This is a genomic window from Kitasatospora sp. CMC57, assembly GCF_045866025.2.
In the GTDB taxonomy this organism is placed as follows: Bacteria; Actinomycetota; Actinomycetes; order Streptomycetales; family Streptomycetaceae; genus Kitasatospora.
In genome coordinates, this window is record NZ_AP035881.2 from 1,685,252 (window position 1) to 1,709,557 (window position 24,306).

At 72.5% G+C, this 24,306-nt stretch carries 18 protein-coding genes; 7 read left to right on the top strand and 11 right to left on the bottom strand.

Annotated features, from left to right (window positions below; translation table 11 throughout):
• Nucleotides 1-22: 22 nt before the first annotated feature.
• Nucleotides 23-2,044 (bottom strand): amino acid transporter, encoded by a 2,022-nt coding sequence (locus ACKUU6_RS07775; RefSeq protein ID WP_407987729.1) that lies wholly within the window; start codon nucleotides 2,042-2,044, stop codon nucleotides 23-25.
• A gap of 207 nt (nucleotides 2,045-2,251) precedes the next feature.
• Between ACKUU6_RS07775 and ACKUU6_RS07780 the strand changes: the two genes are divergently transcribed.
• The gene (locus ACKUU6_RS07780) at nucleotides 2,252-2,740 is read left to right on the top strand and encodes a carboxymuconolactone decarboxylase family protein (RefSeq protein ID WP_407987730.1); all 489 of its coding nucleotides are present in this window, start codon (nucleotides 2,252-2,254) and stop codon (nucleotides 2,738-2,740) included.
• 99 nt (nucleotides 2,741-2,839) lie between these two features.
• Here ACKUU6_RS07780 and ACKUU6_RS07785 read toward each other — a convergent pair whose 3' ends face one another.
• From ACKUU6_RS07785 to ACKUU6_RS07795, 3 genes are all read right to left on the bottom strand, one after another.
• Nucleotides 2,840-3,265: a CBS domain-containing protein gene (locus tag ACKUU6_RS07785; protein ID WP_407987731.1), complete on the bottom strand. Its 426-nt coding sequence runs from the start codon at nucleotides 3,263-3,265 to the stop codon at nucleotides 2,840-2,842.
• 104 nt (nucleotides 3,266-3,369) lie between these two features.
• Nucleotides 3,370-4,887 (bottom strand): DEAD/DEAH box helicase, encoded by a 1,518-nt coding sequence (locus tag ACKUU6_RS07790; protein WP_407987732.1) that lies wholly within the window; start codon nucleotides 4,885-4,887, stop codon nucleotides 3,370-3,372.
• A gap of 372 nt (nucleotides 4,888-5,259) precedes the next feature.
• Nucleotides 5,260-5,463, bottom strand: coding sequence for a cold-shock protein (locus ACKUU6_RS07795; RefSeq protein WP_030918248.1), 204 nt, complete (start codon nucleotides 5,461-5,463; stop codon nucleotides 5,260-5,262).
• Nucleotides 5,464-5,917: 454 nt separating this feature from the next.
• Here ACKUU6_RS07795 and ACKUU6_RS07800 point away from each other — a divergent pair, with 454 nt between their 5' ends.
• Nucleotides 5,918-6,142 (top strand): hypothetical protein, encoded by a 225-nt coding sequence (locus ACKUU6_RS07800; protein ID WP_407987733.1) that lies wholly within the window; start codon nucleotides 5,918-5,920, stop codon nucleotides 6,140-6,142.
• 81 nt (nucleotides 6,143-6,223) lie between these two features.
• Here the strand turns inward: ACKUU6_RS07800 and ACKUU6_RS07805 are convergent, their stop codons facing one another.
• Together ACKUU6_RS07805 and ACKUU6_RS07810 are read right to left on the bottom strand one after the other, a co-directional pair.
• Complete coding sequence (locus tag ACKUU6_RS07805) at nucleotides 6,224-7,417, bottom strand: L,D-transpeptidase (RefSeq protein ID WP_407987734.1); 1,194 nt, start codon at nucleotides 7,415-7,417, stop codon at nucleotides 6,224-6,226.
• Nucleotides 7,418-7,533: 116 nt separating this feature from the next.
• Nucleotides 7,534-9,006, bottom strand: coding sequence for an alpha/beta hydrolase family esterase (locus tag ACKUU6_RS07810; RefSeq protein WP_407987735.1), 1,473 nt, complete (start codon nucleotides 9,004-9,006; stop codon nucleotides 7,534-7,536).
• A 242-nt stretch (nucleotides 9,007-9,248) separates the two neighbouring features.
• Here ACKUU6_RS07810 and ACKUU6_RS07815 point away from each other — a divergent pair, with 242 nt between their 5' ends.
• Together ACKUU6_RS07815 and ACKUU6_RS07820 are read left to right on the top strand one after the other, a co-directional pair.
• Nucleotides 9,249-11,000 (top strand): FAD-dependent oxidoreductase, encoded by a 1,752-nt coding sequence (locus ACKUU6_RS07815; protein WP_407987736.1) that lies wholly within the window; start codon nucleotides 9,249-9,251, stop codon nucleotides 10,998-11,000.
• 68 nt (nucleotides 11,001-11,068) lie between these two features.
• On the top strand, nucleotides 11,069-12,646 hold the full coding sequence (locus ACKUU6_RS07820; protein ID WP_407992022.1) for an IS1182 family transposase: 1,578 nt from the start codon (nucleotides 11,069-11,071) through the stop codon (nucleotides 12,644-12,646).
• A gap of 50 nt (nucleotides 12,647-12,696) precedes the next feature.
• Here the strand turns inward: ACKUU6_RS07820 and ACKUU6_RS07825 are convergent, their stop codons facing one another.
• Entirely contained in the window at nucleotides 12,697-13,452 is a 756-nt protein-coding gene (locus ACKUU6_RS07825; protein WP_407987737.1) for a hypothetical protein, read from the bottom strand.
• Nucleotides 13,453-13,668: 216 nt separating this feature from the next.
• Between ACKUU6_RS07825 and ACKUU6_RS07830 the strand changes: the two genes are divergently transcribed.
• Complete coding sequence (locus ACKUU6_RS07830; RefSeq protein ID WP_407987738.1) at nucleotides 13,669-14,718, top strand: C40 family peptidase; 1,050 nt, start codon at nucleotides 13,669-13,671, stop codon at nucleotides 14,716-14,718.
• Here ACKUU6_RS07830 and ACKUU6_RS07835 read toward each other — a convergent pair.
• A complete protein-coding gene (locus ACKUU6_RS07835; RefSeq protein ID WP_407987739.1) occupies nucleotides 14,711-14,866 on the bottom strand; it encodes a hypothetical protein in 156 nt (51 codons plus the stop codon). The genes ACKUU6_RS07830 and ACKUU6_RS07835 overlap by 8 nt on opposite strands.
• Before the next feature lie 271 nt (nucleotides 14,867-15,137).
• Between ACKUU6_RS07835 and ACKUU6_RS07840 the strand changes: the two genes are divergently transcribed.
• Complete coding sequence (locus ACKUU6_RS07840) at nucleotides 15,138-15,575, top strand: DUF6480 family protein (protein ID WP_407987740.1); 438 nt, start codon at nucleotides 15,138-15,140, stop codon at nucleotides 15,573-15,575.
• A 49-nt stretch (nucleotides 15,576-15,624) separates the two neighbouring features.
• Entirely contained in the window at nucleotides 15,625-17,169 is a 1,545-nt protein-coding gene (locus tag ACKUU6_RS07845; protein WP_407987741.1) for an FAD-dependent oxidoreductase, read from the top strand.
• 107 nt (nucleotides 17,170-17,276) lie between these two features.
• Here the strand turns inward: ACKUU6_RS07845 and ACKUU6_RS07850 are convergent, their stop codons facing one another.
• The 3 genes from ACKUU6_RS07850 to ACKUU6_RS07860 form a co-directional block, all read right to left on the bottom strand.
• Nucleotides 17,277-17,537, bottom strand: a complete 261-nt coding sequence (locus ACKUU6_RS07850) for a GlsB/YeaQ/YmgE family stress response membrane protein (RefSeq protein ID WP_407987742.1) — start codon at nucleotides 17,535-17,537, stop codon at nucleotides 17,277-17,279.
• 170 nt (nucleotides 17,538-17,707) lie between these two features.
• Nucleotides 17,708-20,035 carry a GAF domain-containing SpoIIE family protein phosphatase gene (locus ACKUU6_RS07855; protein ID WP_407987743.1) on the bottom strand — a complete coding sequence of 776 codons (2,328 nt, stop codon included), beginning with the start codon at nucleotides 20,033-20,035 and terminating at the stop codon, nucleotides 17,708-17,710.
• A 69-nt stretch (nucleotides 20,036-20,104) separates the two neighbouring features.
• Nucleotides 20,105-24,082: a HAMP domain-containing protein gene (locus ACKUU6_RS07860; RefSeq protein WP_407987744.1), complete on the bottom strand. Its 3,978-nt coding sequence runs from the start codon at nucleotides 24,080-24,082 to the stop codon at nucleotides 20,105-20,107.
• Nucleotides 24,083-24,306: the final 224 nt, after the last annotated feature.

Genomic DNA, 24,306 nt, shown 5'->3' on the forward strand with positions numbered 1-24,306 from the left:
CGCTCCCGGCCGATCCCGCCGGTCAGCCGCCGACGTGGATGCCGGGCCGGCGGGCCGGGTCCGGCTCGTTCTTGCGGATGATCTCGCGGGTGACGGGTGCGGTGTCACCGCGGCCCAGCAGGAAGTACCGGAACATGTGCTTCAGGGGGCTGCCCTCGGCCCAGGCGAAGTAGCAGTGCGGCTGGACGCCGGTGGTGTCGCGCAGGGCGAGCAGGATCGCGGCGATGGCGTTCGGCGCGGCCGGCGCCTCCGCGCGCAGCACGCGATGGCCGTCGACCTCGACACCGTGGACGGTGAGGGTCTCGCTGAAGTCGGAGGGGTCGACCACGTCGATCTCCAGGAACAGCACGTCGGCGCGCCCGGGCACCGGGTTGTTGCCGCGCTGCTCGGCCTCCTTCTCGGAGTACTCGGCCCGGTCGCCGGCCTGGCGGCGGTTGGCGATGATGTTGATCGCGTCGTCGTAGGCCAGGGTGTCGGTGATGAACCGGCGGGCCTCCGGGTCGAACACCAGGCGGTCGGCGCGCAGTTCGGTGGTGCGCGAGACGCGCGAGATGAGCGACACCAGGATGATGCCCGCGATGAACATCCCGGAGATGGTGATGCCGTCGGGCTTGTCGACGATGTTGGCTATCAGCGCGTAGAGCAGGATCGCGGTCAGCGTGGCGAAGCCCGCGGTCGCGGCCCGTCGGTGGCGGCGCAGGGCCGAGACCGTGACCGCGAACGCGCCGGAGACCATCATGGCCAGGATGCCGGTGGCGTAGGCGCCCGCCTGGGCGTTGACGTCGGCGTCGAAGGCGATCGTGATGACGATGCAGAGCGCGGTGTACACCAGGACGACCGGGCGCACGGCCCGTCCCCACTCGGGCGCCATGCCGTAGTCGGGCAGGTAGCGGGGGACGATGTTGACCAGGCCGGCCATCGCCGAGGCACCCGCGAACCAGAGGATCAGGATGGTGCTGACGTCGTAGACCGTGCCGAACGCCTGGCCCACGTGCTCGTGGGCCAGCCAGGCCAGCGCCCGGCCGTTGGCCGCGCCGCCCGCCTCGAACTCCCGGTGCGGGATCAGGACGGTGGTGACGAAGCTGGCGGCGAGCAGGTAGACGCTCATGATGAGGGCTGCGGTGGTCAGCAGCCGCCGGGCGTTGCGGATCCGCGAGGCGAGCCGCTGCTCGGCGTCGGCGCCGTCCGAGGCGATGAGCGGCATCATGCTCACGCCGGTCTCGAATCCCGACAGGCCGAGCACCAGCAGCGGGAAGGCCAGCAGGGCCGGGCCCACGAGGTCACCGAAACCACCGCCGCCCTCGGAGAGCGCGTGTGTCCACGCCGACCAGGCCCCCGGCGTGGTGAAGACGTCCACCAGACCGACGCCGATGGTCACCGCGTTGAGGAGCAGGAACACTGCGACCAACGGGATCGCCACGCTGACCGCCTCGCTGAAACCGAGCAGGAACACTCCACCCAGCAGCAGCAACAGCCCCACGGTGATGGCCACTTCGTGGCCGTGCAGAGCCTGCGGGAAGAGCGGGTTCTCCACCACGTGCACCGACGCGTCCGCCGCCGAGAGCGTGATCGTGATGATCCACGACGTGGCCACGAAGCCGAGCAGCACCAGGACGAACAGCTTGCCGCGCCAGAACGGCAGCAGGTCCTCCAGCATCGCCACCGACCCCGCGCCGTGCGGGCTCTCCCGGGCCACCCGCCGGTACATCGGCAGCATCCCCAGCAGGGTCAGCGCCACGATCACCAGCGTCGCCAGCGGCGACACCGCCCCGGCGGCCAGCGCGGCGATCGCCGGAACGTACGCGAGGCTGGAGAAGTAGTCGACGCCCGTCAGGCACATCACCTTCCACCAGGCGTGCGGCTGCGCGTGCCCCTCGCCCGCCGCCGGGCCGACCGGTTGCACCCGGTGCCGCAGCAGCCACCCGGCCAGGCCCTTGGTCGGCAGCGCCCGCAGCGCGGGGTTCTCCACCACCTCCGGCACCGCGAGCTCGGCGGGATGTTCCGCCTCGCACTCCACCAGCACCGGTTCGCTCGCCTCGTCCATGCCCCGACAATTCCTTTCACCCGCCCCGGCTGACAGGGCAACACCGGTACCCCTCGGTACCGCGACGATCACCGAGTATCCGCCCTGCCCCTCCGCGCCCCACCGCCAGGGCACCCCTCGGCAGAACGGCCGGGTCCTGTCACATCTTCGGGAGCCCGTCCGTCGGTGCTGTGAAGGATGCCGAACCGGCCGACCGAAGGAGCAACCATGACGAAGAACCCGATCTCCCGGATGCTCAACCCCGGCGAGTTCATCCCCGAGCTCGCGGACGTCAGCGCCGCCCTCTTCAAGGCCACGGGCAACCGCTCCGTGCCGCGCACCACGATCAACCTGATCCACCTGCGGGCCGGACAGATCGTCAACAACACCTACCTGACCGTCCTGAACACCGCGTTCCTGCGCAAGGCCGGTGAGACCGAGGAGCGCATCACCGCCGTCTCCTCCTGGCAGGACGCCCCGTACTTCACCACCGCCGAACGCGCCGCGCTCGCGCTGGTCGAGGCCACCCTCCAGCCGGCCCCGCACGGGCGCGAGCGGGTCACCGACGAGCTGTACACGGAGGTCGCCGAGCACTACGACAGCAAGGCGCTGGCCACCCTGACGGTCGCGATCGGCCAGATCAGCTTCTTCATCGCGCTCGCCGTCATCGGCAAGCCGCAGCCGGTCGCCTCGCTCGCCGACCAGCAGTGGGACTGACCGTCGCCCGCCGGGCGGCCCTGGCGCAGCGTCAGCCGGGGGCGTCCGTCCGGGCTCCGTGAGGAGGACCTCGCGGTCAGGCGGTCAGTCCCGCGACGGCTACGCGGCGTACGCCTGGTGGGTGGCGAGCACCGCGAGAGGTGCCGTGAACGCCAGGAGGCCGATGGCGTGGCCGTCCGGATCCACCACCGGCCAGGTGTCCAGACCGCGCGAACGCATGGTGGCGGCCGCCTCGGCGGCGGGCATGTCGGCGGTGGCGAACGGGGCGCGGTCCAGGACGATGTCGCGTACCGGAGTGCGCTCGGTGTACCAGGACCGGGCCTGGAACGGGGCGAGGTGCAGGCGGGTCAGCAGCCCGGCGCAGCGGCCGTCCTCGCCCCGGACCAGCAGGTGGTGGGCGCCGGAGCTCTGCATGATGTCCATCGCCATGTCGGCCATGACGTCGTCGCCGACCTGGAGCTCCGGGTGGTGCATGAAGTCGCCGACCGTGGCGGTGGCCGTGGTGTGTTCGAGGGCGAGGGTCATGGACGGTCTCCTTCGGGTCGCTTCCGCCGGGTCCGGCGGCGATCGGGGCCGGCCCGCGGTGCGGGCCGGCCCTCCGGCGTACCGGGCCTTGGCCCGGTAGGGGCCTACGCGGCGAGAGCGACGCGCTCGGGAGCCGTGCTGCGCGGGGTGCTGCCGGCCTGGCGGTTGCGGCCCGCGTAGGCCGGACGGCTGCGGCGGCCCCGGTTACGACTGGTGGAGCCGCTGCGGCTCGGCCGCTCGACGACGGGGGCGGCGATCACGGTGGGGATGCCGGTGGGGACCCGGGCACCGGTGATCCGGGCCAGCTCCTCGTCGGTGGAGTGCACCCGGGTGGACTGCGGGGTGATGGCGGCGGTGGTCATCATCCGGGCCATCTCGCGGCGCTGGTTCGGCAGCACCAGCGTGACCACGGTGCCGGACTCGCCGGCCCGCGCGGTGCGGCCGGCCCGGTGCAGGTAGTCCTTGTGGTCGCTCGGCGGAGCCAGGTTGACCACCAGGTCGAGCCCGTCGACGTGGATGCCGCGGGCCGCCACGTTGGTGGCGATCAGCGCGGTCACCTGCCCGTTGCGGAACTGCTCCAGGGTGCGGGTGCGCTCCGGCTGGGACTTGCCGCCGTGCAGGGCCGCGGCCTTCACGCCGTTCGCGAGCAGGTCCAGCACCAGGCGGTCGGCGCCGTGCTTGGTGTCGATGAACATGATCACTCCGCCGTCACGGGAGGCGATGTGGGCGATCGTGGCGTTCTTGTCGCTGTTCTGGACGTGCAGCAGGTGGTGCTCCATCGTGCTGACCGCTCCGGCGGACGGGTCCACCGAATGGGTGACCGGATCCTTGAGGAAGGTCCGCACCAGGCGGTCGACGTTGCGGTCCAGGGTGGCCGAGAACAGCATCGTCTGGCAGCCCTCGGCGACCTGCTGGAGCAGCTCGGTGACCTGCGGCAGGAAGCCCATGTCGGCCATCTGGTCGGCCTCGTCCAGCACCGTGATGCCGACGCCGTCCAGCTGGCAGTCACCGCGCTGGATCAGGTCCTTGAGCCGGCCGGGGGTGGCGACGACGATCTCCGCCCCACGGTTCAGCGCCTGCGCCTGCCGGCCGATCGACATCCCGCCGACCACGGTGGCCATCCGCAGGCGCACCGCGTGGGCGTACGGGGTCAGCGCCTCGGTGACCTGCTGCGCCAGCTCGCGGGTGGGCACCAGGATCAGGGCCAGCGGGCGGCGGGGTTCGGCCCGCTGGCCGGCGGTGCGGGCCAGCACCGCGAGGCCGAACGCGATGGTCTTGCCGGAGCCGGTACGGCCCCGGCCGAGGACGTCGCGTCCTGCCAGCGAGTTGGGCAGCGTCGCGGCCTGGATCGGGAACGGCGAGGTGACACCCTGTCGGGCCAGCACGGCCAGCAGCGCCTTCGGCATGTCCAGCTCCTCGAAGGACTCGACGGCCGGCAGCGCGGGGGTGGTGCTCACCGGCATCGCGAACTCGCCCTGCGGGGAGGAACTCTGACGGCCACTACGACCGGAGGAGCGCCCACCACCGGTCGGCCGGTCGCCGTAGAAGGAGCTGGAGCTCGACGAGGAGCGGGAGCGGGAGTTGGCGTTCTGGTACGAGGAGGAGCGACTGGAACGGTTCATGCGGGAGACCTTCCTCAGGGCGGCACGTCACGAGGAAGGCTCCGCAGCGCGGGGCGCCGGCAGAGACCGCAAGGGAACGGGCCGAAAGTATGACGGGGCGGAGCGTGGACGGTAGAACCGTGCGGCACGTCACCTGTGGTCGACGCTCACCGCGGAGGGCGGGAACGAGGAGCCTCGAACCGTGAGTTGTCACGGCAGGGCGCCGATCCTGACGCGGCGCTGTGCGTCTCGCGTGGGGATGGCTGCCGGTGGCGGAGCCAGGGGGCCTCAACGGCCGGGGGTGGTGCGTGGTGGCGCGATGGCGAGGGGCCCGCACCGGGCGTGTACGCGGTGCGGGCCCCTCGCTGCCAGGCGAGTGCCTCGGCAGAAAAACTACAGCGGACGAATGTTCTCGGCCTGCGGGCCCTTCTGGCCCTGCGTGACGTCGAACTCGACCTTCTGGCCCTCGAGCAGCTCACGGAAGCCGTTGGCGTTGATGTTCGAGTAGTGGGCGAACACGTCAGGACCGCCACCCTCCTGCTCGATGAAGCCGAAGCCCTTTTCCGCGTTGAACCACTTCACAGTGCCATTAGCCATAAAAAAATCTCCTTCAAGGGGCCTTCCGGAGTCCGCACCATGCGAACCCCGAGTGCCGCGATGATGACCCACCCCGGGGAAGAGCCGGGAAAACAAAATGCGCCTGCGATACATCAGCAGGCGCACACAAAGTTCATGGGAACCACTACTGCAACTAAGGAGACTCTAGCAGGCTCCCCGCCGCCGCGGTGAGATATTTCTTCCCCGCTGCCGTCGGAGCCCCCTCCTGGCCCGCCGCCGCACGTCTGTGACCAGGCATGTCCTCCGATGGCCCCGCCGCATCGGCGGTTTCGGATCGGCGCGGCGCGGACGACCCCGGCCCGGTCAAGGGCCCACCACCGGGCCCCACCGGTGACCGCAGGGAAAAGTGAAGGGGGTGATTCGAAACCCGCACATGCGAATTCGAGACCTCCGCGCGACCCTGCTCCCCCGGAATCCGGCGCATACTGAGGGAATGACGAAAGCAGCAGTCCGGCGGCACCTGCCCACCAGCCCCTTCAAAGTCCGGGCCGAGGCACCGCTCAAGCGCTTCGCCGTCGGCGACCGGGTCAGCCACGACCGGTACGGCCTCGGCCGGGCCATCGGCGTCGAGGGTGACAGCGCCATCGCGGTGCTGGTCGACTTCGGATCGCGGCAGGAACGCATCACCCAGCCGTACACGGCGCTGTTCAAGCTCTGACACCCCGGCACCCGGGAAGCGGGCCGCGCTCCGGCCGGGCAGCGGGGGACCCCGGTCCTCACCTGCCCGGCCGCGGCGTTCCTACCAGTTGCTCCAGGGGACGTTCCAGCCGCTGTAGCCGTTCGAGGCCTCGACCGGTCCGCCGACCGAGTTCTTGATGGTCACGACGTCTCCGACGATGGAGTCGGCGAAGAACTTGCCGGCCGGGGAGTTCGGGTCACCCTTGTCGCCCACGGCGTCCTGGAGGCCGACGCAGCCGTGGCTGACGTTCTCATGGCCGAACACGCTCGGGTCGGACCAGTTGTTGCCGTGCACGTACGTGCCCGACGAGGTCAGGCGCAGCGAGTGCGGGACGGGGTGCTTGTAGGCGTCGCCCTCGAGCCCGGGGACGGTGGTGGAGTCCATCACCTCGGACTCCTTCCGCTCCATGACGGCCATGATGCCGTTGTAGGCGTTCCACGACTTCGGCGTGGTGGCACCGGTGCTGATCGGGATGGTCTCGACGACGTGGCCGTCCTTCTCGACGGTCATCTGGTGGGTCGCCGCGTCGACGGTGCTGCGCTTGTCGCGGCCGACCGTGAAGGTCTGGTCGCTGTCGATCCCCCCGTAGACGCCCGGTGCGACCTCGACGCTCTTCAGCCGGTAGTGGACGGTGACCTTGCTGCCGGACTTCCAGAACGTCTCCGGGCGGAAGTCGATCCAGCGGTTGTTGAACCAGTGGCCCTTGACCGGGGCGCCGTCCGAGGTCTCGAAGGAGACCGCCTTCTCGACGGCCGCCCGGTCCTTGACGTCCTCCTTGAACTCCAGCCGGACGATCATGCCGACGCCGTAGGTGGAGCCGTCGGCGATGTTGTCGTGGGGACCGGCCTCCTTGGCGGGGGTGAGCGTCGCGAAGGAGCTGTCGGTGGCGGTCGCCGTGCCCTTGGCGTCGGCCGCCTCCGCGTGCACCGTGTACCGGGAGGAGACCGCCAGGCCCGCCGACGGGGCCCAGCCGCTACCGTCCGGGAGCAGGGCGCCCGGGACCTGCTTGCCGGTCTGGTCCGCGACCGTGACCTTGGTCAGCTTGCCGTCCGCCACCGAGACCTTCAGCCCACTGCCCGGTTTGACCTCGGTGGCGCCGTTGGCCGGCTCCACGCTGATCCGGGCGGCGGACGACGCGGCGCTCGCCTTCACTGCACCGTCACCGCCGGACCCGGTACTGCCACTGCACGCCGCCGTGCACATCAGCACACCGCCACCGATCCCCGCCATCAGGACCCTGCCCAGCCTGTTCATCTGCGTTCCCTCCACGTTCCTCGCTGTGTACACGCGCGAACCGGCGGAATGGTTTCACGGACCGGGCCCCGGACAGGCCCTGAGCGCAGCAGGACGAGGTGTCAGGTGCCGCGCCGTCAGCAGCCGCCGTCGGCCAGCACGTAGTAGCCGGCGGACGTCTCCCGGAGGGTGTGGGTGGTGAAGACGTTGTACAGGCCCATGCTCTGGTCGGAGCCGTTGGCGTAGGTGTAGCCGCCGCCGGTGTGGGCCCGGCCGGCGGCGACCTGGTGGTAGTTGTCGGTGGTGAAGCACTGGGCGGCCTGACCGGTGGTGGTCGCGGTGACCGCGCCGGAGGCGGCGCCGACGGTACCGGCCGCGTCCACGGCGGCCACGGTGTAGGAGTAGGCCGTCCCGCTGGTCAGGCCGGTGTCGGTGTAGGCGGTAGCGCTGGGGGCACCGACGACGGCTCCGTTCCGGTAGATCCGGTACGAGGCGGCGCCGGTGACGGCGGACCAGCTGAGCGCAACCGAGGTGTCGGTGCTGCCGGTGACCGCCAGGCCGGTCGGGGCGGGCAGCCCGGTGGTGCCGCCTCCGTCAACGGGGCCGCCGAGGCCCCAGAACGCGGCGGTGTAGTAGGTGGAGCAGATGGAGTCGAGGAAGTAGCTCCCGGCCGAGCCGCACTGGCCGGTGCCGGAGCCCGGGTCGACGGCCAGGCCGTGGCCCAGGCCGGCGATCGAGTACAGCTCCACGGCGGGCCTGCCGGTGGCGTCGTCGTAGACGCTCAGGGTGGTGCCGCCGGGGAGCGACCGGGTACTGGAGGCGGTCTGCGGGATGCCCCGGACGTCGGTCCACTGGTCGCGCAGCTCGGTGGCGTTGACCGGCTTGACCGTGGAGTCGCCGGTGCCCTGCCAGATCGCCACCCGCGGGTAGGGCCCGCCGTAACCGGGGTACGAACTGCGGACCTTGGCGCCCCACTGGGCCGGGGTCAGGTGCTGGTCGTTGTTCTGGCAGCCGGACGCGGCGCTCTGGCTGGTGGCGCACTGGGCGGGGAGGCCGGAGGCGATCGAGCCGCCGGCGAACACGTCGGGGTAGTCGGCCAGCAGGTTGGCGGCCTGGCCGCCGCCCGCCGACAGGCCGGTGACGTAGATCCGGTGGGTGTCGCTGCCGTACTGCGCGACCGCCTTGTCCACCATCTGCTTGACGGAGAGCGCCTCGCCGCCGCCCCTGCTGCTCTGGGCCGGGTCGAACCAGCGGAAGCAACTGAGCGCGTTGTTGGCCGAGTTGGTCTGCGGGTACACCACCGCGAAGCCGTACTGGTCGGCGAACTGGGCCCAACCGGAGTGGGAGTGGTAGTCCGAGGCGCTCTGCACGCAGCCGTGCAGGGCGACCACCAGCGGCGCGCCGGTGGGCAGGCCGGCTGGCGCGTACTCGTACATGGCGAGGCTGCCCGGGTTGGACCCGAAGCCGGTGACCTGGGTGAGACCGGCGGCGGTGGCCAGCGGCGCGCCGGCGGTGAGCAGGCCGGCGGCGAGGGCGAGGGCGCCCGCCGTGGCGGCGATCCGGCGGCGGAGGGCGGATCGCGGGTCGGGAGTGCTCGGCGGACGAGTCATGGGGGCCTCCTGGGTGGGGGAAGGAGATGACGTGCATCATGCGGGGCGCCTCCGGAGGCGGGTAATGGCCCGGAGATCCACCCTTCGCCGCGCCGTCGTGTGCAGGCGCACCATGCCTGCGGCCCCGGGGGCGTGAAGATCGGCGCCGAACAGAAACGGTCCGGATCCGCGCTCGTTGGTCGGAGGGGCGGTCGACCCGAAGCACCGCTCCGGAATCAGCGTTTCGGGTCACAAGGAGAACCATGACCAGCAGCAGTTCCCGCCCCCGGCCCACCGTCCTGGTCGCCTCGGCCGATCCGGCCCTGCGGGAGGACCTGGCGGACGCACTGCGGGTCCGCTACGACTCCCGCTACCGGGTACGGACGGTGGCGAGCCTCGGCGAGGCGGTCCAGCTGGTGGCGGACGGTACCGGCCAGGCGCAGGGCGGTGGCCTGGCGCTGGCCGTCACGACGGAGCACCTCACCGACGCGGACGGGGTGGAGGCGTTGGAAGCGGTCAGCGCGCTGTGCCCGTCGGCCGGCGGTCTGCTGCTGCTCTCCGGGGAGCAGCACAGGGTCGGGCTCCCGGTCCGCGCGCTGGCCCTGCCCGACGGGCCGGAGCAGTGGGAGGCCGAGGTGCTGCCGGTGGTGGACGAGCTGCTGCTGGACTGGAAGTTGAGCCGCCGGAAGGGCGCCACGAGCGCGGTGTCCGTGGTCGGCTCGCTGTACTCCGCCCCGGCGTACCGGATCCGGGACTTCCTCACCCGCAACGCCGTGCCGTTCACCTTCGTCGACACCGAGCCTGACGCCGCGCGCGGCACCGGGGACGACGCTGCCGCTGACGGTGGGTCAGTGACCGTCGTGCTGGCGGACGGTCGGCGGCTCACCGATCCGGGTCTGAGCCTGCTGGCCCTGGAGCTCGGTCTGAGCCGCCCCGCGAGCCGGACGCACTACGACCTGATCGTGGTCGGCGGCGGCCCGGCCGGCCTGGCCGGTGCGGTGTACGGCGCCTGCGAGAACCTGGACGTCCTGCTGGTGGAGGACGACGCGCCGGGCGGACAGGCCGGTTCGACCTCCCGGATCGAGAACTACCTCGGTTTCCCGGCGGGGCTGACCGGGAGCGAACTCGCCCAGCGGGCCCTGACCCAGGCCCGCCGGATGGGCGTCGAGTGGGTGTCGACCCGCGTCGCCACGGCGCTGGTGCCCGGCCCGGACGGGCACACGGTGCACTTCGACGACGGCTCCCGGATCAGCGCCCGGGCGGTGCTGGTGGCCACCGGCATGCAGTGGCGGACCCTGCCCGTACCGGGAGTCGAACGGCTGACCGGCGCGGGCGTCTACTTCGGCTCCTGCCTCAGCGAGGCCCGGGCCTCGAGGGGCCGGCACGTCTACATGATCGGCGCGGGCAACTCGGCAGGCCAGGCCGCCCTGCACTTCGCCGAACACGCCGACTCGGTCACCCTGTTGGTCCGCGACACCTCCCGCCGCCCGAAGGCGATGTCCGCCTACCTGCTCGACCGCATCGAGGAGAACGGCCGGGTCGAACTCCGCACCCAGACCGAGGTGGTCGAGACCCTGGGCACCACCCGGCTGACCGGGCTCCGGCTGCGGGACACCGTCACCGGCGCGGTGGAGGAGGTGCCCGCCTCCCTGCTGCACGTCCTGATCGGCTCGGTGCCGGCCGGCGCCTGGCTGGCGGACGTCTGCGCCCGCGACGACGCCGGGTTCCTGCTCACCGGCACGGACGTACGGCAGGCCGTGCACGAGTCGGCGGACCGGCTGCCCCGGCCCTGGCCCGAGGAGCGTGACCCGTTCCTGATGGAGACCAGCGTGCCCGGGGTGTTCGCCGCCGGTGACGTACGGGCCGGCTCCGTCAAGCGGGTGGGCTCGGCGGTCGGCGAGGGCGCCGTCGCACTCCAGGCCGCCCTGACCTACCTGCGGACCCGCCCCCAGCGGTCGGCCGCCGTGCCCGCCCCCGTGCCTCCGGCGGCCGTGGCACCGGGAGCGGCCGGCTAGAAGACTGATGAAGATGTTGGGTTCTGGCCCCGTCGTGTGAGTGGTGGGGCCAGACTCGTTTTGTGGCGATGGGGGAATGGGCCGGGGAGACGGTCGGGCCGGACGTGTGGGAGACCTGCCGGGAGTTGATCCCCGTAGGGAGTGTGTTCGCGTTCCTGGCCGAGCACCGGGCCCGGCTGTTCCCGGCCGGGATGTTCGCGGACATGTACCCGTCGGCGAACGGCCGCCCGAGCATGCCGCCGCAGATCCTGGCCGCGGCGATCACGCTGCAGGCCCTGCACGGCCTGTCGGACTTCGAGACCGTGCAGGAACTGCGGTGCGACCTGCGGTGGAAGGCCGCCTGCGGGCTGGGCCTGCACGACACCGCGTTCGACTCGTCGCTGCTGGCCTACTTCCGCCGGCGGCTGGCCCGCTCGGCTCGGCCGGACCGGGTCTTCGAGGCGGTGCGGGAGGTCGTGAAGGCGACCGGTGTGCTGAAGGGCCGCCACCGAAGGGCGCTGGATTCCACCGTGCTGGACGACGCGGTCGCCACCCAGGACACCGTCACCCAGATCATCTCCGCCGTCCGCGCGGTGATCCGCGAGGTCCCCGGCGCCGATGCGGTCGCCGCGGTTCACTGCACCGCGCACGACTACCGCGATCCGGGCAAGCCCCGCGTCGCCTGGAACGATCAGCAGGCCCGGGCGGACCTGGTCGATGCGCTGGTCGGCGACGCACTCAGGTTGCTGGGCCACATGCCCGACCAGCAGCTCGGCGAGAAGGCCGCGAACGCGGTCGGTCTGCTGGCCCTGGTCGCCGGACAGGACGTCGAACCCGCCGACGACTCCGACGGCCGCGACGGCCGCTGGCGCATCTCCCAAGGGACCGCCCCGGACCGGATCGTCTCCACCGTCGACCCCGACACCCGGCACGTCCACAAGACCCGCAGCCACTACCAGGACGGATACAAGGCCCACCTCGCCGTCGAGCCCGAAACCGGCCTGTTCACCGCGGTCGCCCTCACCCCCGGGAGCGGCAGTGAGCACCACGAGGCCACCGTCGCCGTCGATCTGCTCGCCGACGAGAACGAGCCCGTGGACGCTTTCGGTGACACCGCCTACTCCACCGGCCCCACCCGCCAGGCGTTGCAGCAGGCCGGGCACCGGCTGTTCCTCAAGCCCGCCCCGCTGAGGACCGCCGTCCCGGGCGGGTTCAGCCTCGACGACTTCGCCATCGACACCACCGGCGGCACGGTGACCTGCCCGGCCGCCCACACCGTCCCCCTGGCCGAGCCGTCCGGGCAGAAGTCGCAGCGGAAGGCACAGTTCACCGATCAGTGCATCGGCTGCCCACTGCGTGAACGGTGCAGCACCGCCAAGGCCGGGCGGATCGTCACCATCCGCCCGCACCACGACCTGCTCGCAGCCGCCCGCCACCGCGCTGCCACCGACCCCGACTGGCAGGCCGCCTACCGCCGCTGGCGGCCACCCGTCGAACGCGCCGTCGCCTGGCTCGTCGCCCACGGCAACCGACGACTCCGACACACCGGCACGATCAAGAACCAGTCCTGGCTCCACACCCGTGCCGCCGCACTCAACCTGCGAACCCTCATCAACCTCGGGCTCACCCACAACGGCACGACCTGGCAAATCCAGGCCACCGCCTGACGGAGGCAGCCCGGATCACACCAAGATCTTCATCAGTCTTCTAGGACCTGTCACCGGCCCCACGGGGCTTGCGGCACCTGGGTGTCGAGGCGACGGCCCTTGAGTTCGACCGTGATCGGCTGCCCGCCGGCCGCTGTGCGGAGCTCGACGCGCCCGAGGTTGCCGTCGCCGTCCACCCAGTAGGTGAGGTGCGACTCGGCCGTCTCGCTCCCCCGGGGCAGCGGTCCGGAGAAGACGCCGTACGCGTGCCCTTCCAGGACTTCGTCGCGCAGCTTGCGGGCGCCGGACTGGGCGAGCAGCTGGGGGTTGTCGGGGCGGTCCGCCGCGAGGGCCATCGTCAGGTGCAGCGCGGTGTCGAACGGGTCGCCGGTGTAGGCCCGGGGTGACCAGTCCGGTCCCGGCATCCCCTCCGCCGTGTGCGCGAGCCCGGCCGGGCCCGGGTCGGCGGGCTGCCGGTCCGGCGCGACCCCGAGACCGCCCTGGTCCCAGGCGATCATGCCCCCGGTGCCGGCGCCGTCCGTGGCGTAGCTGCCGACGGCGTGGTGGGTCCGGAAGTCCACGAGTCCGTGCACCCGGGTGCGGGCACTGCCGCTCGGCACGGTGATCTCGACCAGTGCGGGGCTGGACTCGTAGGTCGTCAGCCGGGACAGCGCCAGCTGGGCGGCCTCGTCCGTGGTGACGGGCCGGCTCACGGCGGCGCTGTCGGTGAGAAGCGCCAGCAGGACACCGGACACGACAAGACCGACCAGGCCGGCCGTCGTGGTCGCGGGCCGGGCCCGGACGGCCGAGAGCACGGACGACGTCAACGGGCTCTCCTTCCTTCCAGTGGCCACCGGCGCATTCTCCCGACCAACCCCGCGCACCCGGCGCCCCCTCGGGCGAATCGCCCCGGAGAGCCGTCGTTTTCAGTCGGTTGGCCGACAGCGAGCAGCAGCGGGGGTGGGGCCGAACGGGCGGTAATCCTGCGGGAAACGGCGACCCTGCCCGGCGCGCTCGCCCGGCCTTGGCATGGTGCTGCTCATATGTCTACGGTATTCGGACCATGGTCCCGGCGAGCGTGCTGCACCGTCCTCCTCTGCTGCGCCCTGTGGTCGGGGGCCCGTCCCGCCGCAGCGGATCCGGCCGGGGACGACGACCTCTCCGTCCTGCTGCTGAAGGTGGAGGAACTGCACCGGACGGCGGAGGCCGCCGAACAGTCCTGGCTCCAGCAGAACGCCGAGGCCGCCGCCCGGGACCGGGAGCTCTCGGCCGTGCTCGGCGAACTCCGGGACCAGGAGCTCCGGGTGGACGAGGCGGAGGCCATGGCCGCCCGGCTGGCGGCCGAGCAGTACAGCCACTCCAGAGTGACCGGATTCCTGCGCGTGCTGTTCTCGGACCACCCCGGCCAGGCGCTCGACAACGCCTCGAAGGACCGCACGCGGGCGCGCACGGTGAGCGAGGTCGTGGGGGAGGTCCGCGCGGCGCGCTCCCGCGCGTCCGAGCTCAAGGACTCCGCGCAGCTGACCGCGGACCGGGCGGACCAGGCCCGGCAGGCCGCGCAGCAGGCCCGTGACCTCGCGGTCGAACGGGAGCGGGCCGCGCAGGCGGAGCTCGCCGCGCTGACCGAGGGTCAGCTGGCCGAACTCGACCGGCGGGAGGCGGTCTCGTCCGACCTGCGCCAGCAGGAGCTGGTGGCCTCGGGGCGGTTGAGCGCCACCGACCGGACGCCGTCCCCGGCCGCGCGGGCGGCGGTCTCCTTCGCCCTCGCCCAACTGGGCAGGCCCTACCTGTGGGGCGGCGAGGGTCCGGACGCCTTCGACTGCTCCGGCCTGACCTCCCGGGCCTGGGCGGCGGCGGGGACGGCCATTCCGAGGACCAGCGAGGAACAGTGGGCCCGGCTGCCCCGCGTCCCGCTCGCCGAGCTGGTGCCGGGTGACCTGGTCATCTACTTCGCCGGGGCCTCCCACGTGGCCATGTACGTGGGCCACGGTCTGATGGTGCACGCTCCGCACACCGGCTCGACGGTCAGGGTGGCCCCGGTGGGCGCGCTGCCGCTCCTCGGGGCGGTTCGCCCTCCTGGACCCGTCAGTTGACGGACAGCCCGGCGTCGAGCGAGAACCCGGACGCCGTGACGGGCGGCAGGTGGAACACGGCGGACGCCGTGTGCCGGACGAAGGGGTTGAGCGCGTCGCTGCGGGCGGGGCGTTCCTGTACCAGGACGAAGAGGGCCGGGTCCCTCATGAACGCGCAGAAGAGCAGTGACGGGTCCCTGCCTGCCGGTGGCCACCGCCGCCGGGAGTCTCCTTCCGGGACCTGCCCGCCGCGCCGGACCGGCCGGGGCTCCCCGATCCCCGCTCACCCGCCGCACCGGCCGTCGGCCTGCCGGGGCCGGTGGATCCGGACGCCTACCCGCTACCGGCCGAAGCCGGGCCGGCCCGGGAGGAGTGAGAGCCGCCCGGCCGGGCAGGCGCGACATACGGTCGGGGACCGACCACGAGAGGAGGCGGTCACCGTGAACGACGCCGAACCCGCCGTACCGACGAGCAGGGACCAGGCCCTCCTGCTCGAACAGGCCAGCCTGTACGGCTGGCGGGCGCAGTGGCAGCTGCCCGAGCACGAACGGGCCACCGAGCGACTGCTGCTGACCCTGCGGGACACCTCGCTGACGGCGGTGTTCTCCCACGACGGCAGCCTGAGCTTCGCCCGCCTCACCGAGCTGGGCACCGCCACCACCGAGCTCGATCTCTCCGGCGCACTGGCCGTCCTGCGGGACCACGCCGGGGCACCGCCCGAGGACACACCGCCCGGCGAGAGCAGCACCACCGCCGGGATTTCCGTCCCCGAACCACCGGAGCTGAGTCGCGCCTGGGGCAGCTGGCCACTGGCGGTGGTCGGTCTGCTGGTGCTCTCGGTGGTGCTCTTCATGATCGCCCGGATCGCCGGCTGGTGACCGCCCTGCCGCCGTGTGTGGCCGGGCGGCCCGAGGGCAGACGCCCGGCATGAACGCGATCCCCGAGCCGACCACCTCGTACTGGATCGGTACCAGTGCCCTCACCTCGTACGAGCCGCTGAGCGGCGAAGTCGAGGCCGACGTCGCCGTGATCGGTGCCGGCATCGTCGGCATCTGCACCGCCTGGGAGCTGACCAGGGCCGGGAGACGGGTGGTGCTGATCGACGCAGGGCCGGTGGCCCACGGTGTCACCGGCTTCACCACCGCCAAGGTGTCCTCGCTGCACGGCCTGCTCCACCACCGCGTCCGCGAGACCTTCGGCCCCGGCGCGGCGCGGCTGCACGCACAGGCCCAGCAGGGCGCGATCGAACGGGTCAGGGAGCTGGTCAGGGAGCTGGAGATCGACTGCGACCTGGAGCGGGTACCGGCCTTCGGCTACACGGCGGACCCGGGCCACCTCGACGAAATCCGGGCGGAGGCGCGGGCCGCTGCGGAGGCCGGTCTGCCGGCCTCCTACGTCACCGAGAGCCCGGCGCCCTTCCCGCTGGCCGGCGCGGTACGGGTGGAGGACCAGGCGCAGTTCCATCCGCGCCGGTTCCTGCTCGCCCTGCTGGCGGACCTGACCGGTCGGGGCTGCCGGGTCTTCGAGCACACCAGGGCGGTCGGCCTGCGGGAGGGGCAGCCGTGCCGGGTGGAGACCGAGTCGGGTGCCGTGGTGCGGGCCCGGGACGTGGTGGTGGCCACCCACTACCCGGTCTTCGACCGCGCGCTGCTCTTCGGCCGGCTGGTGCCCCGCCGGGAGCTCGTGGTGGCCGGTCCGATCCCGCTCCAGGACGACCCGGGCGGGATGTACGTCACGTCCGAGGAGGGCACCCACTCGGTCCGGACCGCCCCGTACGACGACGACCGCCGACTGCTGATCGTCACCGGCGAGACCTTCCACCCCGGCGACGGCGGGGTGCGGGAACGGTACGCCCGGCTCGCCGCCTGGGCACACTCGGCCTTCCCGCGAGCCGAGCTCAGGTACCGCTGGGCCGCCCAGGACAACGGGAGCAGCGACGGTCTGCCGTACGTCGGACTGTTCCACCTCGGGGCCCGGCACGTCTACGTGGCCACCGGCTTCGCGGGCTGGGGCATGACCAACGGGGTGATGTCGGGCCGCCTGCTGACGGCCCTGATCTGCGGGGACGACCCGCCTCCGTGGAAGGACCTGTACGACCCCCGGCGGCTGCACCCGCTGCGCGAGGGGCCGTCGATCGCCCGGAGCCAGCTCTCGGTGGTCCGGCACTTCGTCGGGGACCGCCTGCGCGTCCCCGAGGTGGCCGGTCCCGCCGCGATCGCTCCCGGGGCCGGGGCCGTGCTCCGGCGGGACGGCCACTCCCTCGCCGTCTACCGCGACCGGACCGGCGGCCTGCACTGCCTCTCCGCCACCTGCACCCACCTCGGCTGCCAGGTCGCCTTCAACGACGCCGAGCACGTCTGGGAGTGCCCCTGCCACGGCTCGCGCTTCGACGTGGACGGCCAGGTGCTCCAGGGGCCCGCGACCCGGCCGCTGAATCCGCGCCCGCTCCCCGACGAGCCGTCCACCGACTGAGCCGTCGGACGACCGAGCTGGGGGACGACCGAGCTGGGGGACGACGGCCGCCGCCGTCGTCCCCCAGCTCTACCGTCCGGTACTCGTCGAGACCTACCGTCCGGTGCTCATCGGCGCCGTCCGGCGAAGACCGGGGTGGCCGCGGCGATCAGGACGGCGGCGACGGCGATCTGGAGCAGGTGGCGAATCCAGTCGAACCCGCCGGTGTCACGGACACCGAACGCGGTCGCCAGTGCGTTGCCGGCGACGGCGCCGATGATGCCGAGGATCACGGTCAGCCAGAGCGGGATCGGCTGGCGGCCGGGCAGGATCAGCTTGGCAAGCAGGCCGATGATCAGACCAGCAATGATCGCCCAGAGAAAAGACATGCCTACTCCCTCGTTCGTGCTCCGCCCCTACCGGCCGGTCGGGACGTGGTGACCGCCGTCTGCCCGGGATTCGGCAGTCGAATCGTCGGCGGCCCCCGTCGCCGACCGCAACGGGTCGGCCGGGAGCGGGGCGGCCGGGAGCGGAGCCGGGATCGAGGCAGGGAGCGCCCTCAGCGCACCTGGATGCCCAGCAGACAAGTGTCGTCGTCCGTATCGGAGTTGCTGTGGGTCAGGACGTGGTCGAGCCTGCGCTCCAGGGTGGCCGTCGGGCTGCCCGCCCGGACGGTCGCCAGCAGCTGGTCCGTCGACTCCTGCAACGCCCGGTCGCGCCGCTCGACCAGCCCGTCCGTGTACAGCAACAGCGTCTCGCCGACGTGCAGTTGGAGCTGCCCCTCCTCGTACCGGGCGTCGGCGGCGGTGCCGAGCAGCAGGCCCTTGACCATCGGCAGGGTGACGGCCTCGCCCCCGGTGAGCAGGACCGGCGGCGGGTGTCCGGCCCGGGCCCAGCGGAGCTGCCGGGTCCGGGGGTCGAAGAGGCCGCAGACCGCCGTCGCCGTCACGTTGTCGGTCAGCTGGTGGGCGACCCCGTTCAGCCAGGTCAGCAGCTGGCCCGGTCCCGCACCGGTGGCGGCCAGGCCCCGCAGGGCGTTGCGGAGCGCGACCATTCCGGTGGCCGCCGGGATGCCGTGGCCCGCGACGTCGCCGACGCACAGCAGGATCTGTCCGGACGGCAGCACCGCCGCGTCGTACCAGTCGCCGCCGACCAGGTGCCCCCGCTCCGCCGGGCGGTAGCGGACGGCGATGCTCAGGCCCTCGACGTCCATCGGGCCCCGGCTCGGCGGCATGATGGCGTGCTGGAGCTGCAGCGCGAGCCGGTTGCGTTCGGCCGACTGCTGCTCGGAGTGGGCCAGTTGGTCCTGGGTGGCGGCGAGCGCCACCTCGGTCCAGTACTGCGCCGAGACGTCCTGATAGGCGCCCCGGACCGCGACCAAGCGGCCGTCCTCGACGATCGGCTCGGCCACCACCCGGATGTGCCGGGCCACCCCATCCCCGCGCTGGAGCCGGAACCCCGTGGCGGCGTCCCGCTGGTGGTGCAGCAGGGTACGCAGGAAGCGGCCGACGGCCACCGCGTCGTCCGGGTGGGCGTGGGCGGCCAACTGCTCGACCGGCACGGGGTCGGCGCCCAGCGGCAGGCCGTGGAGCTCGAACACCGCGTCGCTCCAGGTGACTTCACCGGTCGTCAGGTTCTCCTCGAACCCGCCGATCCGGCCCAGCCGCTGGGCGTGCCGCAGCAGCTCCGCGACCCGCGAGGGCTCGTCCTCGGTCCGCCGGACCACCAGGATGCCGCCGCCGATCCGGCTGACGGTGACGCCGGCCGTCGAGTCCGGCTCGGGCGCCCCGGGATCACCCCGGCGGGCGCGGAACGGCCGCCCGGTCGCGTGGGTCCGCGCGATCTGCTCGAACAGCCCGTCCGGTTCGGCCGCCTGCGGGTACGACTCCAGCAGCCGCCCGGTCACCGCGCCGCCCCACTGGCCGGCCTGCTCGCGGAAGCTCGCGTTGCCGTACCGGATCCAGAAGTCCACCAGGCGGCCCTCGCCGTCCGGTTCGGGCGTCAGGACCAGGGCCGGATCAGGCAGGTTGTCGGCCAGGGCGGCCAACGACGCCCACTCGGCACCCTCGGCCCCGAGGTCGCCCGCGGTCGGGGCGCCGGTGTCCATGGTGTGCGCGCACAGGTCGGCCAGGGCCTCGATCTGACGTTGCACCCGGGAAGGCTGGGGCTCAAGCGGCTGCGGCCAGCAGATCTCCAGCACGCCGACGATCCGGCCGCCCACCACGGCCGGGCAGACGGCCCGGCCACCCGTGGTCTCCGCCTGCCCGATGGACGGCAGACCGCTCGCACGCAGATCCCGGACCCAGCTCGCCCGACGGTCCGCCAGGACCCGTCCGGCCAGCGTCGGTACGCCCGGTGGCACATGGCGCCAGCGCTCGGCCTCGCCGGGCCCGAAGCCGGCCGATCCGGCCAGCGCGAGCACGCCGTCCGGGCCGAGCTCCCAGATCGCCACCGCCGTCGCGCCCAGCGGTGCGAGCGCGTGCTCCAGCAGGGCGGTGGCCACCGCCGGTGAGTCGCTCGCCGCCAGGACGCCCGACTCGGCGGTGCGCAGCCGCAGCACCGTGGGTCCGTCGGCCGGCCCGGCGGGCTCCGCCACCACCTCGGCCAGGCCGTCCCGGGCCGCCTCGTTGACGATGTCGGCGGCGAGTTCCTCCGTCGGACGTCCCGACTGCGCGGCCAGCGCGGCAAGTTGGTGGGCGGCCTGGGCCGGGCCGCAGTGCAGCCGTTCGACCAGGACGCCCTTGGCCAGCTCGACCAGCGCCCGCCGGTCGGCCGTCCGCCGCTCCTCCCGCAGCTCCCGCCGCAGTCGCTCGACGGTGGCGGTGAGCCGCCCGAACGCGGCCTCCGCGGTCGGGTCGGGTGCCTCCCTGCGCTGCGGATCCGGCACGGACGTCTCCTCGGGGCGGTGCTGGTCGGTGCTGACGGGATCCAGGGCTGGTCCGGTCCGGGGCCGCGGTCAGTCGCGGAGCCGGCGGCGGATGCAGGCGAGCAGCTCCTCGGCGTCCACCGGTTTGGTGACGTAGTCGCTGGCCCCGGCGGCGAGGCTCTTCTCCCGGTCACCCGGCATCGCCTTGGCGGTGACGGCGATGACCGGCAGCCCGGCCCGGTCGGGCATGGCCCGGATCGCGGTGGTGGCCTCGTACCCGTCCATCTCGGGCATCATCACGTCCATCAGGACGAGGTCGATCTCCGGGTGCGCCCGCAACATCTCCAGGCCGGCCCGTCCGTTGTCGGCGTGCAGCACCAGCAGGCCGTGCAGTTCCAGGATGCTGGTGATGGCGTAAAGGTTGCGGGCGTCGTCGTCGACCACCAGCACGGTCCGGTCGACCAGCGTGTCGTCCGGCGCCTGCGCGGTGCTCCGGGCGGTGTCCGCCGCACGAACCAGCGGCAGGACGTCGCCCGGCTCGTAGGCGCTCAGGTGCAGCGCGATCCGCTCGCGCAACTCGTCCAGGCTGGAGAGCAGTTCGAGCGGCTGGGTCTCGGTACGGGCCTGCAGGGCGCGCTCCTGCCTGGCGTCCAGCCGGCGGCTGTGGTGGGCCAGCACGGGGAGCGACTGCCCGGCCGGGTCGTCGGCCAGGCCGGCCAGGAAGGTCAGCGCCGCGTCGTCCGCCAGGTCGAGGTCGAGCACCGCGCAGTGGCAGGCTTCACCGGCCAGTGCGGCGAGCGCCTCCTGGGCCCCGACGGCGGTGACCAGTTCGACCGGGCCGCGCCGGTCGTCGGGGGTTCCGCTGCTGCCCAGGTTGGTCAGGGCGCTCTCGGCGAGCAGGGAGAGCAGCCCGCGCGGGCGGTCCTCCACCACCAGCAGGCGTCGGCGTGGTCCGGCCTCGTCCGCGCGGTCCAGGGCCCGGGGACCCTGGGTGACGAGGGCGGCCGGTTCGGCCGACGGCGTGGGCGTGACCGGCAGGAAGAGCGTGAAGGTGCTCCCCCGGCCCGGCCGGCTGTCGGCGGTGATCGCCCCGCCGAGCAGGTGGGCGATCTCGCGGCTGATCGACAGGCCGAGTCCGGTGCCGCCGTGCTTGCGACTGGTGGTGCCGTCGGCCTGCTGGAAGGCGCCGAAGACGCTCTCCAGGTGCTGCGGGTCGATCCCGATCCCGGTGTCCCGCACCCGGAAGGCCAGCATCGGCCCGCTCCGCCGTACCCCGTCCGGGAGTTCGCTCTCGGTGGCCGGCTCGATCCGCAGCTCGACGCTGCCGTCCTCGGTGAACTTCACGGCGTTGGAGAGCAGGTTGCGCAGCACCTGCCGCAGCCGGTAGTCGTCGGTGAGCAGTTCGGCCGGCACCCCGGCGGCGGTGACCACCCGGAAGTCCAGGTGCTTGTGCGAGGTCAGCGGCCGGAAGGTCACCTCGACGTACTCCAGCAGACGCCGCAGCGGGATCCGCTCGGGGGTGATCTCCATCTTGCCCGCCTCGACCTTGGAGAGGTCGAGGATGTCGTTGATCAGCTGGAGCAGGTCGGAGCCGGCCGAGTGGATGATGCCGGCGTACTCGACCTGCTTGGCCGTCAGGTTGCGGCCGGGGTTCTGCGCGAGCAGCTGGGCCAGGATGAGCAGGCTGTTCAGCGGGGTGCGCAGCTCGTGCGACATGTTGGCCAGGAACTCGGACTTGTACTTGGAGGCCAGGGCGAGCTGGTGGGCCCGCTCCTCCAGCTCCTGCCTGCCCTGTTCGATCTCCAGGTTCTTGGCCTCGATGTCGCGGTTCTGCGAGACCAGCAGGGCCGCCTTCTCCTCCAGTTCAGCATTGGAGCGCTGCAACTCCTCCTGCCGTACCTGGAGTTCCCCCGACCTGGCCTGCAACTCGGCTGCCAGCCGCTGGGATTCGCCGAGCAGCTCGTCCGTTCGGGCACTGGCGACGATGCTGTTCACGTTGACGCCGATGGTCTCCATCAGCTGGTCGAGGAAGTCCCGGTGCACCTCGGTGAACGAGGTCACGGTGGCCAGTTCGACGACGCCGAGCACCTGCCCCTCGAGCGCGATCGGCAGCACCACCAGACAGCCCGGCGCGGTCCGGCCGAGCCCGGAGGAGATCACCGCGTAGTGGGACGGCAGGTTCTCCACCAGGATGCTGCGCTTGCTGAGGGCGGCCTGGCCGACCAGCGACTGGCCGAGCCCGAAGCGCTGGGTGGTGCGCGAGGCGCCGTCGGGGTGGCCGTACGAGCCGACCAGGGAGAGCTGGGTGCCGTCCGGGGTCTCCTCGGCGAGGTAGAAGGCGCCGTACTGGGCCGAGACCAGCGGGGCGAGTTCCGCCATCACCAGGTCGGCGACCACCGCGAGGTCGCGGCGGCCCTGCATCAGGCTGGAGATCCGGGCCAGGTTGGTCTTGAGCCAGTCCTGCTCCTGGTTGGCGCGGGTGGTCTGGCGCAGCGACTCCACCATGAAGTTGATGTTGTCCTTGAGTTCGCCGACCTCGCCCGGGGCCTCCACGGTGATGGAGCGGGTCAGGTCGCCCTCGGCCACGGCGCTGGTCACCTCGGCGATCGCGCGGACCTGGCGGGTGAGGTTGCCGGCGAGCCCGTTGACGTTCTCCGTCAGGCGCTTCCAGGTGCCGGAGACGCCCTCGACCTCGGCCTGGCCGCCGAGCCGTCCCTCGCTGCCCACCTCGCGGGCCACGCGGGTGACCTCGGCGGCGAAGGAGGACAGCTGGTCGACCATGGTGTTGATGGTGGTCTTGAGTTCGAGGATCTCGCCCCGGGCGTCCACGTCGATCTTGCGGGTCAGGTCGCCGCGCGCGACGGCGGTGGTGACCTGGGCGATGTTGCGGACCTGGCTGGTCAGGTTGTGGGCCATGAAGTTGACGTTGTCGGTGAGGCCCTTCCAGGTACCGGCCACGCTGGGCACCCGGGCCTGGCCGCCGAGCGTCCCCTCGGTGCCGACCTCGCGGGCCACCCGGGTCACCTCGTCGGCGAACGCGGAGAGCTGGTCGACCATCGTGTTGATGGTCTCCTTGAGCTCCAGGATCTCGCCCCGGGCGTCCACCCTGATCTTCTGGGACAGGTCGCCCTTGGCCACCGCCGTGGTCACCTGGGCGATCGAGCGGACCTGGGCGGTGAGGTTGTCCGCCATCACGTTCACCGACTCGGTGAGGTCGCGCCAGGTGCCGGAGACGTCCTGGACGTCCGCCTGACCGCCGAGCCTGCCCTCGGTACCGACCTCGCGCGCCACCCGGGTCACCTCGCCCGCGAACGAGGACAGCTGGTCGACCATCGTGTTGATGGTCTCCTTCAACGCCAGGATCTCGCCCCGGGCGTCGACCGTGATCTTCTGCGACAGGTCGCCCTTGGCCACCGCCGTGGCCACCTGGGCGATCGAGCGGACCTGGGCGGTCAGGTTCCCGGCCATGGAGTTGACCGAGTCCGTCAGGTCGCGCCAGGTGCCGGAGACGTCCTGGACGTCCGCCTGACCGCCGAGCCTGCCCTCGGTGCCCACCTCGCGCGCCACCCGGGTCACCTCGCCCGCGAACGAGGACAGCTGGTCGACCATCGTGTTGATGGTCTCCTTGAGTTCCAGGATCTCGCCCCTGGCCGCCACGTCGATCTTCTGCGACAGGTCGCCCTTGGCCACCGCCGTGGCGACCTGGGCGATGTCGCGGACCTGGGTGGTCAGATTGCCCGCCATCGCGTTCACCGAGTCGGTGAGGTCCTTCCAGGTGCCGGAGACGTCCTGGACGTCCGCCTGGCCCCCGAGCCTGCCCTCGGTACCGACCTCGCGCGCCACCCGGGTCACCTCGGAGGTGACCCGGGACAGCTGGTCCACCATGCCGTTGAACACGACGGCGATCTCCCCCAGCAGGCCGTCCGCGCCGTCCGGCAGCCGGGTGCCGAAGTCGCCGTCCCGGACCGCGGTGAGCCCGGCCAGCAGCCGGCCGAGCTCGCTCTCGCCGACGGTGTCGGGACCGGCCGAGTGCCCTCCGGTGGTCCGGTCGGGCTCCGCGTCGCTCATGGCGTCCCTCCTGCGCTGTGATCCGTGCTCTGAAGGGTCCGGTGTCGATCCCGTGCCGAGGCTACCGCGCGGCGCGAGGGGGATCGCGAGCTTCCGGCACCCGGTCCGCAGAACGGGTCGCCGGGCGGGGTTTGACCACCCGGATCAAGGACATACGAAGCCCGGGCGAGCGACGGGAACGAGGAGGCCGTGGTGGCGACAGTGACAGACTCCGGGCAGCGGTT

Coding starts and splice junctions, on each gene's coding strand:
- ACKUU6_RS07775 (WP_407987729.1), bottom strand. CDS start 2,044: ATGGACGAGGCGAGCGAACCGGTGCTGGTGGAGTGCGAGGCGGAACAT.
- ACKUU6_RS07780 (WP_407987730.1), top strand. CDS start 2,252: ATGACGAAGAACCCGATCTCCCGGATGCTCAACCCCGGCGAGTTCATC.
- ACKUU6_RS07785 (WP_407987731.1), bottom strand. CDS start 3,265: ATGACCCTCGCCCTCGAACACACCACGGCCACCGCCACGGTCGGCGAC.
- ACKUU6_RS07790 (WP_407987732.1), bottom strand. CDS start 4,887: ATGAACCGTTCCAGTCGCTCCTCCTCGTACCAGAACGCCAACTCCCGC.
- ACKUU6_RS07795 (WP_030918248.1), bottom strand. CDS start 5,463: ATGGCTAATGGCACTGTGAAGTGGTTCAACGCGGAAAAGGGCTTCGGC.
- ACKUU6_RS07800 (WP_407987733.1), top strand. CDS start 5,918: ATGACGAAAGCAGCAGTCCGGCGGCACCTGCCCACCAGCCCCTTCAAA.
- ACKUU6_RS07805 (WP_407987734.1), bottom strand. CDS start 7,417: ATGAACAGGCTGGGCAGGGTCCTGATGGCGGGGATCGGTGGCGGTGTG.
- ACKUU6_RS07810 (WP_407987735.1), bottom strand. CDS start 9,006: ATGACTCGTCCGCCGAGCACTCCCGACCCGCGATCCGCCCTCCGCCGC.
- ACKUU6_RS07815 (WP_407987736.1), top strand. CDS start 9,249: ATGACCAGCAGCAGTTCCCGCCCCCGGCCCACCGTCCTGGTCGCCTCG.
- ACKUU6_RS07820 (WP_407992022.1), top strand. CDS start 11,069: ATGGGGGAATGGGCCGGGGAGACGGTCGGGCCGGACGTGTGGGAGACC.
- ACKUU6_RS07830 (WP_407987738.1), top strand. CDS start 13,669: ATGTCTACGGTATTCGGACCATGGTCCCGGCGAGCGTGCTGCACCGTC.
- ACKUU6_RS07835 (WP_407987739.1), bottom strand. CDS start 14,866: ATGAGGGACCCGGCCCTCTTCGTCCTGGTACAGGAACGCCCCGCCCGC.
- ACKUU6_RS07845 (WP_407987741.1), top strand. CDS start 15,625: ATGAACGCGATCCCCGAGCCGACCACCTCGTACTGGATCGGTACCAGT.
- ACKUU6_RS07850 (WP_407987742.1), bottom strand. CDS start 17,537: ATGTCTTTTCTCTGGGCGATCATTGCTGGTCTGATCATCGGCCTGCTT.
- ACKUU6_RS07860 (WP_407987744.1), bottom strand. CDS start 24,082: ATGAGCGACGCGGAGCCCGACCGGACCACCGGAGGGCACTCGGCCGGT.